A 9,153-nucleotide genomic window follows, 5' to 3' on the forward strand; every position below is an offset into this window, starting at 1 on the left:
GCTCTCCGGGGGCCAGCAGCAGCGGGTGGCGATCGCCCGGGCGCTGGCGATGGATCCGAAGGCGCTGCTCTTCGACGAGCCGACCTCGGCCCTGGACCCCGAGATGATCAACGAGGTGCTGGACGTGATGCGCCTGCTGGCGCACGAGGGCATGACCATGGTCGTGGTGACCCACGAGATGGGCTTCGCCCGCTCCGCCGCCAACCGGGTGGTCTTCATGGCGGACGGCCGGATCGTCGAGGACCGCGCGCCGGAGGATTTCTTCGGCGCCCCGGAGAGCGAGCGCGCCCGGGACTTCCTCTCCAAGATCCTGAAGCACTGAGGCCCGGCCCGTGAAGAAGACCGTCACCCTGCTGGCCGCGGCCCTGCTGCTGGCCGGCTGCGGCAAACCCGGCACCCCGCCGCCCAAGGGGCCGCAGCCCAGCGCGCTGCCCAGCTACCAGGTGGCGACCGGGAGCCCGGTCACCGGCTCCCCGACCCTGGACGGCGCCCGGGCCCGGGGGCACCTGGTGGTCGGTGCCAAGGAGGACCAGCCCTACCTCGGCCAGAAGAACCCGGCCACCGGCGTGTACTCCGGCTTCGACATCGAGATCGCCAAGATGGTCGGCGCCGACCTGGGCTTCGGCCCGGACCGGATCGAGTTCCGCACCATCGCCTCGGCCAACCGCGAGACCGCGCTGCAGAACGGCCAGGTCGACTACTACGTCGGCACCTACACCATCAACGACAACCGCAAGAAGCTGGTCGGCTTCGCCGGGCCGTACTACCTGGCCGGGCAGTCGCTGCTGGTGCGCAAGAACAACAAGGACATTAACGGACCGCAGGACCTGGACGGCAAGAAGGTCTGCTCGGCGGCCGGCTCCACCCCGTACCAGCGGATCCAGAAGCAGTACCCGAAGGCGGAGCTGATCGGCTACGACACCTACTCGGCCTGCGTGGACAACCTGATCACCTCCCAGGTGGACGCCGTCACCACGGACAACACCATCCTGATGGGCTACGCGGCCAAGGTGCCGGACGAGCTCAAGGTGGTCGGCCCGCTGTTCTCCCAGGAGCCGTACGGGATCGGCACGCCCAAGAACGACACCGTGCTGCGCGGCGCGCTCAACGACGCGCTGGCGCGCCACGAGGAGAACGGCGACTGGAAGAAGGCGTACGACGCGACCCTCGGCCTGTCCGGGATCCCCGCGCCCACCCCGCCGCCGATCGACCGGTACTGAGGGAGGGCCGGGCTGTGAAAACGCTGACCGACAACTGGTCGACCTACTGGGAGGGCTTCCTCGGGACCCTCTCGCTGTTCGCGGTGAGCGCGGTGCTGGCCCTGGTGCTCGGGGTGCTGATCGCGAGCTTCCGGGTCTCGCCGGTGAAGCCGCTGCGGGTGTTCGGCACCACCTGGGTGACGCTGCTGCGCAACACCCCGCTCACCCTGCTGTTCTTCATCGTGGTGCTGGGCCTGCCGCGCTTCGACATCACCCTGCCGTTCTTCACCTTCGCGGTGCTCGCGCTTGGCTGCTACACCTCGGCCTTCGTCTGCGAGGCGATGCGCGCGGGCGTGAACACCGTGCCGGTCGGCCAGGGCGAGGCGGCGCGCAGCCTGGGCATGACCTTCGGCCAGACGATGGGGCTGGTGGTGCTGCCGCAGGCGTACCGGTCGGTGGTGGCCCCGATCGGCAGTGTGATGATCGCGTTGGCGAAGAACACCGCGATCGCGGGCTCGTTCAGCGTCACCGAGCTGCTCGGCACCTACCGGACCATCAACGAGCTGGGTTACAGCATCGTCTGGACCTTCGTCTGGATCGCCGTCGGCTACCTGATCATCACCCTGGCCGTCAGTGTCGTGTTCAACCTGCTGGAACGACGAGTGGCGGTGTCGCGATGACGGTGGAATCCTCGGCGCTCTACGACATCCCGGGCCCGAAGGCGCTCGCCCGGCACCGGCTGTACGGCGGGATCGCGCTGCTGGTGATCGCCGCGCTGCTCGGCTGGATCGTCTACATGCTCTTCCACACCCAGCAGTTCACCGAGTCCAAGTGGATGGCCTTCGAGTACAAGGGCGTCCAGGAGCTGCTGCTGCGCGGGCTCGGCAACACCCTCAAGGCCTTCGGCTGGACGGTGCTGTTCGCGCTGCCGTTCGGCGCGCTGTTCGCTGCCGGGCGGCTCTCCGACCACCGGCCGGTGCGGATGCTGTCCACGCTGGTGGTGGAGTTCTTCCGGGCCATGCCGCTGCTGGTGATGATCTTCTTCATCTTCGTCGCGCTCAAGGTCGCGCCGCTCTGGGCACTGGTGGCGGGACTGGTGCTCTACAACGGCTCGGTGCTGGCCGAGGTGTTCCGGGCCGGGGTGCTGGCAGTGCCGAAGGGGCAGAAGGAGGCGGCCTACGCGCTCGGCATGCGCAAGACCCAGGTCATGGCCTACGTGCTGGTGCCGCAGGCCAACCGGGCGATGCTGCCGGCCATCATCAGCCAGCTGGTGGTGGCGCTCAAGGACACCTCGCTGGGTTTCCTGATCACCTACGAGGAGTTCCTGCACGCGGGCAAGCTGATCGCCACCAACCTGGACTACGACCTGCCGTTCATCCCGGTGGTGATGGTGATCGCGCCGATCTACATCGGCATGTGCCTGTTGCTCTCCTGGTTCGCGCGCTGGGTCGAGCGGCAGAGCCGGCGCCGGCCGAGCATGCGGGGCGGGGCGCCGGTGGCCAGTGCCGAGGTGGCGATGGGGCTGCCGCCGGCCGCCCAGGGGTGACCGCGAGGCCCGATCGCCGGGGGCGCGAGGGGTGTCCGTTCCCGGAGTGAACCATAGGTACGAACGGGGGTCGGCTCGATACCTCCAAACTCTGCTTATGATTGCCGGGCAGTGGCACGGCGGCCGGGCGGAGGCACAGTGGAGCCGGTATTCGACTCACGGCACATCCGGACCTTCCACGAGGTCGTCCGGGCCGGCTCCTACTCGGCGGCGGCTCGCGAACTCGGCTACACCCAGCCCGCCATCACCCAGCAGATGAAGGCCCTGGAACGCAGCGTCGGCCTGCCGCTGTTCACCCGGGCCGGGCGCGGGCTGCGGCTCACCGAGGCCGGCGAGGCGCTCTCCCGGCACGCCGAGCAGATCCTCGGCAGCCTCTCCGCCGCCCAGCAGCAGCTGGCCGCACTGGCCCGGCTGCGCGCCGGACGCGTCCGGGTCTGCGCGTTCCCGAGCGCCAACGCCACCCTGATACCCGAGACCATGGCCCGGCTGCTCGCCGAGCACCCGGGCGTCCGGGTCGAACTGCTGGAGGCCGAGCCGCCCGACTCCGTGCAGCGGCTGCTGCGCGGTGAGTGCGACATCGCGCTGGCCTTCCGCTATCCCGGCGCGCCCGCCGAGGTACCGCCGGAGCTGGACGAGATCCCGCTGATGGAGGACCTGCTGACGGTGCTGCTGCCGGTCGGCCATCCGCTCGGCCGCCGGCACGCCGTCCGGCTCGCCGACCTCGACGGCGAGCGGTGGATCGCCGGCTGCCCGCGCTGCCGGGCCAACCTGCTGCACGTCTGCGCGGAGGAGGGCTTCGCGCCGGACATCGTGTTCTCCACCGACGACAACCTCGCGGTGCAGAGCCTGGTCGCCGCCGGGGTCGGGATCGCGCTGATGCCCGCGCTGGTGCTCTCCTTCATGTGCCACCGCAAGGTCACCGGCCGGGCCGTGGAGCCGCATCTGCGGCGGCAGGTCAGTGCGTACGTGCTCCGCGAGCACCGGCGGATCCCCGCCACCGCGCTGGTGCTCGACCAGCTGCGGCAGGCGGCGGCGGCCCGCGTCGGGTGCTGATCCGGGGGGCCGGGCGTCGGTCCCGGGCCGGTTGATCCCGGCCCGATCGATAAGCAATGGTTGGGGGAGGGTGAAAGAACCCTCCTTGGACGTGATAGGTCGCGCGGGGCGACGCTACCGCCATGACAACGTCAGCCACGGTCGGCAGCGGCCGGCTCACCGAGCGTATGACCGCCCTCGTCGGCGAGATCCGCGCCGTGGTGGACCGCGGCCTGCCACCGGAACTCACCGCCTACCTGGTCGGCGAGCGCCTCGCCCCGCACCTCGGCGACAGCGAACTGCTCACCGCCGAGCAGCGCGAGGGCGACCCGGACCGCTACCGCCAGCACGTCCTCCACGCCGAGGAGGACGGTTCCTTCTCGGTTGTCGCGCTGGTCTGGCTGCCCGGCCAGCGGACCCCGATCCACGACCACGTCTCCTGGTGCGTGGCCGGCGTCCACCAGGGCCAGGAGAGCGAGACCCGCTACCGGCTGGTGTCCGACGGACGCACCGCCCACCTGGTGGAGACCGAGCACGTGGTCGGCCCGGCCGGCACCGTGGCCGCGTTCGCCCCGCCCGGCGACATCCACCTGGTCCGCAACGCGTGCGGCTCCACCGCCATCTCCGTCCATGTGTACGGCGCCGACGTGGCCAAGCTCGGCACCAGCATCCGGCGCGTCTACCGGCTGCCCGCCGGCGAACAGCGGTGAGCCCCGTATGGCCCTGACCCTCCGGGACCGCCGGGTGCGGCCGGTCCGCACCCGCGTCCTGCCCCCGCTCGGCGGCGACGCCCCCGGCCTGCTGCTCGCGGTGCTCGGCGTGGCCGCCGCGATCGCCGTCCACCAGGCCGTTCCCGCCGTGCCGAAGCTCACCGCCGCCGTCGTGCTCGGCATCGCCGCCGCCCACCTGCCCGGGCTGCGACCGGTGGTCCGCGGCGTCGCCCGGCCCGGGCTCTCGATGGCCGGCAAGCGGCTGATGCGGATCGGCATCGTGCTGCTCGGCCTCAAACTGAGCCTCGACGACGTGCTCGGCCTCGGCTGGGCCACCGTCGCCATGGTGCTCACCGTGGTCGGGGCCACCTTCGCCGGCACGCTCTGGCTCGGGCAGCGGCTCGGGCTGCCCGGCGACCAGCCGCTGCTGGTCGCCACCGGCTACTCGATCTGCGGCGCCTCGGCGATCGGCGCGGTCAGCCAGGCCGCCGGCAGCGAGGAGGAGGACGTCGCCGCCTCCGTCGCCCTGGTCACCCTCTGCGGGACCCTGGCGATCGCCGTCCTGCCGCTGCTCCAGCAGCCGCTCGGGCTCGACCCCAGCGGCTTCGGCCGCTGGGTCGGCGCCAGCGTCCACGACGTCGGGCAGGTGGTCGCCACCGCGCAGACCGGCGGCGCCGGCGCGCTGCGCGAAGCGGTGCTGGTCAAACTGATGCGGGTGGTCCTGCTGGCGCCGCTGGTCGCCGGGGTCGCGGTGGCCGTCCGGCGCTCGCACCGGCGGGCCGGTACCGGCCGGTACCGCGCCGACCGCCGGCAAGCGTCCGCCGCTGCTGCCGCTGTTCGTCGCCGGGTTCCTGGCCATGATCGTGCTGCGCACCACCGGGGTACTGCCCGAGCGGGCCCTCACGCTCGCCGGGGACACCCAGGAGCTGCTGCTCGCGGCCGCCCTGTTCGGGCTCGGCAGCGCCGTCCATCTGCCGACCATGGTGCGCACCGGCGGCCGGATCGCCCTGCTCGGGCTCGGCTCCTGGCTGGTGGTGGCGGGGGTGTCGTACGCCGGAGTGCTGATCACCACGTAACCACCGGAGTGCTGATCACCACGTAAATCGGGCGCCCGCCGGGGCCGGCTCGGCTATCGTCGGGCGGGTGGTCCGGCCCTCGGAGGCCGTCCCGCGTGCCCGTGCCCCCGACTCCGCGGAGGAACCCGCCGCATGTACAGCGCACTGCCCGAACGGGACGGCTCCGCCGCCGTCGTCACGCTGGACCGGCGCGAGGGTCCGTTCGGGGAAGTGGCGCTGCGCCGGCGTGGGCAGGACTACGAGATCATCGCCAACGGCTGCTTCCTGATGGACACCGCCGACGGGCGCTCCGAGCGGCTGCTGATCGGGGTGGCGCTGGAGGAGCTCGACCGGACCGGGCCGGTGGCGCGGCCGTCCCTGCTGATCGGCGGGCTCGGGGTGGGATTCTCGTTGGCGCACGCGGCGGCCGAGCCGCGCTGGGGCCGGATCGCGGTGGTGGAGCGCGAGAGCGCGATCATCGACTGGCACCGCAGTGGACCGCTGGCCGCGTTCTCGGCCGGGGCGCTGGAGGACGAGCGGGTCGAGGTGCTGCACACCGACCTGCTGGAGTACCTGGCCGGGGCCGACGGCGCCCGCTACGACGCGCTGTGCCTGGACATCGACAACGGGCCGGACTGGACCGTCACCGACGGCAACGCCGGGCTGTACGGCGCGGACGGACTGGCGGTGCTGCGCCACCGGCTGGAGCCGGGCGGGGTGTTGGCGGTCTGGAGCGCCCGGCCGTCGCCGGACTTCGAGGAGGAGCTGCGGGCGGCCGGCTTCTCCGACGTGGTGACCCATGAGATCGAGGTTGCCCGGGGTGTGCCCGACGTCGTGCACCTGGCCCGCCGCGGGCGGTGAGCAGGCTCGACCGCTCGCCGCTCTCCCACACTTTGCAAAGTCTGCACTTTGCAAAGTGTGGGAGGCGGCCGTCGGGGCGGGCCAGGGCCTGACGGCCGGAGAGTGACGGTCAGGGCATGGACGGTCGGGGCATGGACGGACGGGGTGTCAACGGTCGGGGTGTCAACGGACGGGGCTACTTGAGGCCGTTGTCCACCGCGGCCATCAGCTCGCCGTTCGGTGTGTCACCGTCGAAGGCCCAGATCATCGCGCCGGCCAGCCCCTGGGACTTGATCCAGGCGGTCTTGCGGGCGATCTCGGTCGGGTCGTCGTAGGAGTAGAACACCGAGCCGTTGTAGATGTAGGCGTACCCGGCGACCGGGTCCCGGTAGATGGTGTAACCACCGCCGGTGGCCATCTGCTTGAGCTTCTTGTAGTCCTCGAAGCCGGCCTCGTAGGTGCCCGGGCCGGGGCCCGTCGCGGTCTGGAAGAGGCCGTTGGTGGTGCCGCGCGGGACGCCCGTCCAGCCTCGGCCGTAGAACGGGATGCCCAGCGTGAGCTTGCTCTTCGGGGCGCCGCCGGAGACGTACGCGCCGATCGCGACCTCGGAGCTGAACTGCCGGGCCGGCGGGTTCGGGTCGCCCGCCGCGACCTTGATCGCGGACTGCTGGTTGGTGACCATCTCCCAGCCGCCGTGGTAGTCGTAGCCCTGGATGGTGGCGAAGTCGAAGGCGCCGAACAGGCCGGGGATGTCGATGCCGGCGGCGACCTTGGCCGGGTCGGCCGGGAGGAAGGCGCTCAGCGTGTAGTGCTTGCCGGTGGTGGCGCCGAGGGCGTCCAGCTGGCGGCGGAACTCCTGGGCCAGCAGGGTGTAGTTGGCCTTGTCGGCGGGCCGGAAGATGTTCCCGGTGTGCCCGTCGGAGTTCGGCCACTCCCAGTCGAGGTCGATGCCCTCGAAGATGCCCGCCGCGCTGCCCGCGCCGCCGCGGCCGTCGATCACCGGCAGATTGCCCTTGATGTACATGTCGATGCAGGAGCTGACCAGCGCCTTGCGGGAGGCGTCGGTGGCCGCCGCGTCGGAGAACCACTTGCTGTACGACCAACCGCCCAGCGAGATCTGGATCTTGAGGTTGGGGTACTTGGCCTTGAGCTGCTTCAGCTGGTTGAAGTTGCCGGCCAGCTTCTGGTCCCAGGTGTCGGTGGTCCCGGCCACCGAGCTGCCCGCGTCCCAGCCCTTGCCGAAGTCGGCCCAGGCGTCACCGGCGCCGTCGCCCGCGTTCGGGTCGTTGTCCGGACCGGCTGCCTTGTTGGTGATGAAGCACTGCTTGGTGCTCGGGTGGATGTTGGCGAAGGCGTAGTTGAGCGTGGTGAGCCGGCCGGCCGAGCCCGAGGTGTCGAGCTGCTTCACGCTGTAGCCGCGGGCGTAGATGCTCCACTGGGTGAAGTAGCCGATCTTCAGCGCGGCCGGGTTGCTGCCGCCGGGCTTGGTCTTCCCGGTCACCGGGCCGGAGGCGGGCGAGACGTTGCCGGCCGCGTCCCGGGCCTTGACGGTGAAGGTGTACGAGGTGTCCGGTGCCAGGCTGCCGACGGTCGCGGCGGGCGTGGTCACGGTCGCGGCCAGCGCGGTGCCGTTGTACACGTCGTAGGCGGTGATGCCGACGTTGTCGGTGCTCGGGGCCCAGCTCAGCGAGACGGAGTTGGCGTCCGAGCCGGTCACGGCGGGGGTGCCCGGCGTGCTGGGCGCCTCGCGGTCCTCGACCGGGGGACTGGTGGTGGCGCTCACCGGGCCGGCCGCCGCGGAGCGGTTGCCCGCCGCGTCGAAGGCCTGGACGGTGAACTGGTAGGCGGTGCCGGCGGTCAGGCCCTGCACGGTGACACCGGTGGTGGCGCCGTCGGCGGTGGCCACCTTGGTGCCGCCCTGGAACACGTCGTAGCCGGTGACGGCCACGTTGTCGGTGCTGGCGGTCCAGGACAGGTCGACCGAGGTCTGGGTGACGGTGCCGGTCCTGAGGTTGCCGGGGACGGTCGGCGCGGTCTGGTCGCCGCCGCTGTTGCCGTCGCAGGGCTGGCCGTTGACCTTGCAGTTCTTCAGCGGCTGGTAGCTGCCGGAGTAGGCGATGTTGAAGCCGACGTTGTAGGTGCCGCCGGCCGGCAGAGTCGCGGCCCAGCCGGGGTTCTTCACCGTGACGTGGGAGGCCGAGGTGGTGTAGCTGGCGTTCCAGAGGCCCGCCACGGTGTTGCCGGTCGGGAGGTCGAACTCCAGGGTCCAGCCGTTGACCGGGGCGCTGGAGCCGTTGGTGATGGTGTAACTGCCCTCGTAGCCGGTGCTCCAGTCGCTGCCCTTGGCGAAGGCCGCGGTGACGGACCCGGCGGCGGCCTCGGCGGCCGAGGTGGCGGCACGCTCGGCCGCGGCGCTGGCCAGGGTGGCGGGGAGGGCGGCGGCGAGAACCGGGACGAGCAGGGTCCCGGCTGCCAGTAGCGGCAGGCTGATCCGACGTCTGCGCATGGATGTGGCTCCTGTCCTGGGGTCCCGGGGCAGGCCCGGACGCCCCGTTACCCGTGGGGAGGTGTCAGGTGCGTGGAGCGGTGTGCTCCGGGCCATGGGGGCGGCGCGGAACCGGTCCTCGGGCCGTCGGGGTGCCACGGAGGATCCTGTGCCGAGGGTAGGGAGCGGACCGGCAACTGGCAATAGGTCTGTACCAGTTGACGGTCGTGGGCATGACGGACGGCGCGCACCCGCCCGGTCCGCCGGTGGTAGGGCGGGTCGGGCG

Annotated in this window: 9 protein-coding genes and 1 pseudogene; 9 read left to right on the forward strand and 1 reads right to left on the reverse strand. The window is 71.6% G+C overall.

From position 1 onward, the window contains the following. The 9 genes and pseudogenes from VR45_RS34045 to VR45_RS34080 form a co-directional block, all read left to right on the forward strand. Window positions 1-322, forward strand: a 322-nt coding sequence (locus VR45_RS34045) for an ATP-binding cassette domain-containing protein (RefSeq protein ID WP_045943772.1), incomplete at its 5' end; no start/stop codon positions are given. A 10-nt stretch (window positions 323-332) separates the two neighbouring features. Continuing rightward, window positions 333-1,220 (forward strand): glutamate ABC transporter substrate-binding protein, encoded by an 888-nt coding sequence (locus tag VR45_RS34050; RefSeq protein ID WP_045943773.1) that lies wholly within the window; start codon window positions 333-335, stop codon window positions 1,218-1,220. A 14-nt stretch (window positions 1,221-1,234) separates the two neighbouring features. Beyond that, window positions 1,235-1,879, forward strand: coding sequence for an amino acid ABC transporter permease (locus tag VR45_RS34055; protein WP_045943774.1), 645 nt, complete (start codon window positions 1,235-1,237; stop codon window positions 1,877-1,879). Then, window positions 1,876-2,745 carry an amino acid ABC transporter permease gene (locus VR45_RS34060; protein WP_045943775.1) on the forward strand — a complete coding sequence of 290 codons (870 nt, stop codon included), beginning with the start codon at window positions 1,876-1,878 and terminating at the stop codon, window positions 2,743-2,745. Before VR45_RS34055 ends, VR45_RS34060 begins: the two co-directional genes overlap by 4 nt. 138 nt (window positions 2,746-2,883) lie before the next feature. Then, a complete protein-coding gene (locus VR45_RS34065) occupies window positions 2,884-3,798 on the forward strand; it encodes a LysR family transcriptional regulator (RefSeq protein ID WP_045943776.1) in 915 nt (304 codons plus the stop codon). A 122-nt stretch (window positions 3,799-3,920) separates the two neighbouring features. Beyond that, window positions 3,921-4,487 (forward strand): cysteine dioxygenase family protein, encoded by a 567-nt coding sequence (locus VR45_RS34070; protein WP_045943777.1) that lies wholly within the window; start codon window positions 3,921-3,923, stop codon window positions 4,485-4,487. Window positions 4,488-4,494: 7 nt separating this feature from the next. Next, window positions 4,495-5,202: pseudogene (locus VR45_RS50830) on the forward strand (putative sulfate exporter family transporter); the annotation flags it as partial. A gap of 142 nt (window positions 5,203-5,344) precedes the next feature. Next, a complete protein-coding gene (locus VR45_RS50835) occupies window positions 5,345-5,563 on the forward strand; it encodes a hypothetical protein (protein WP_353612744.1) in 219 nt (72 codons plus the stop codon). 132 nt (window positions 5,564-5,695) lie between these two features. Continuing rightward, complete coding sequence (locus VR45_RS34080; protein ID WP_045943778.1) at window positions 5,696-6,403, forward strand: spermidine synthase; 708 nt, start codon at window positions 5,696-5,698, stop codon at window positions 6,401-6,403. Between the two features lie 175 nt (window positions 6,404-6,578). On the opposite strand, the gene VR45_RS34085 is transcribed toward VR45_RS34080, so the two are convergent. Continuing rightward, window positions 6,579-8,888, reverse strand: coding sequence for a glycoside hydrolase family 18 chitinase (locus VR45_RS34085; protein ID WP_078897126.1), 2,310 nt, complete (start codon window positions 8,886-8,888; stop codon window positions 6,579-6,581). Between the last annotated feature and the right edge of the window lie 265 nt (window positions 8,889-9,153).

This window comes from Streptomyces sp. NRRL S-495 (genome assembly GCF_000966955.1).
Classification (GTDB): domain Bacteria; phylum Actinomycetota; class Actinomycetes; order Streptomycetales; family Streptomycetaceae; genus Kitasatospora; species Kitasatospora purpeofusca.

Excerpts from the sequence above, each read along its gene's own strand:
- VR45_RS34070 (WP_045943777.1), top strand. The coding sequence starts at position 3,921 with ATGACAACGTCAGCCACGGTCGGCAGCGGCCGGCTCACCGAGCGTATG.
- VR45_RS34060 (WP_045943775.1), top strand. The coding sequence starts at position 1,876 with ATGACGGTGGAATCCTCGGCGCTCTACGACATCCCGGGCCCGAAGGCG.
- VR45_RS34080 (WP_045943778.1), top strand. The coding sequence starts at position 5,696 with ATGTACAGCGCACTGCCCGAACGGGACGGCTCCGCCGCCGTCGTCACG.
- VR45_RS34085 (WP_078897126.1), bottom strand. The coding sequence starts at position 8,888 with ATGCGCAGACGTCGGATCAGCCTGCCGCTACTGGCAGCCGGGACCCTG.
- VR45_RS50835 (WP_353612744.1), top strand. The coding sequence starts at position 5,345 with ATGATCGTGCTGCGCACCACCGGGGTACTGCCCGAGCGGGCCCTCACG.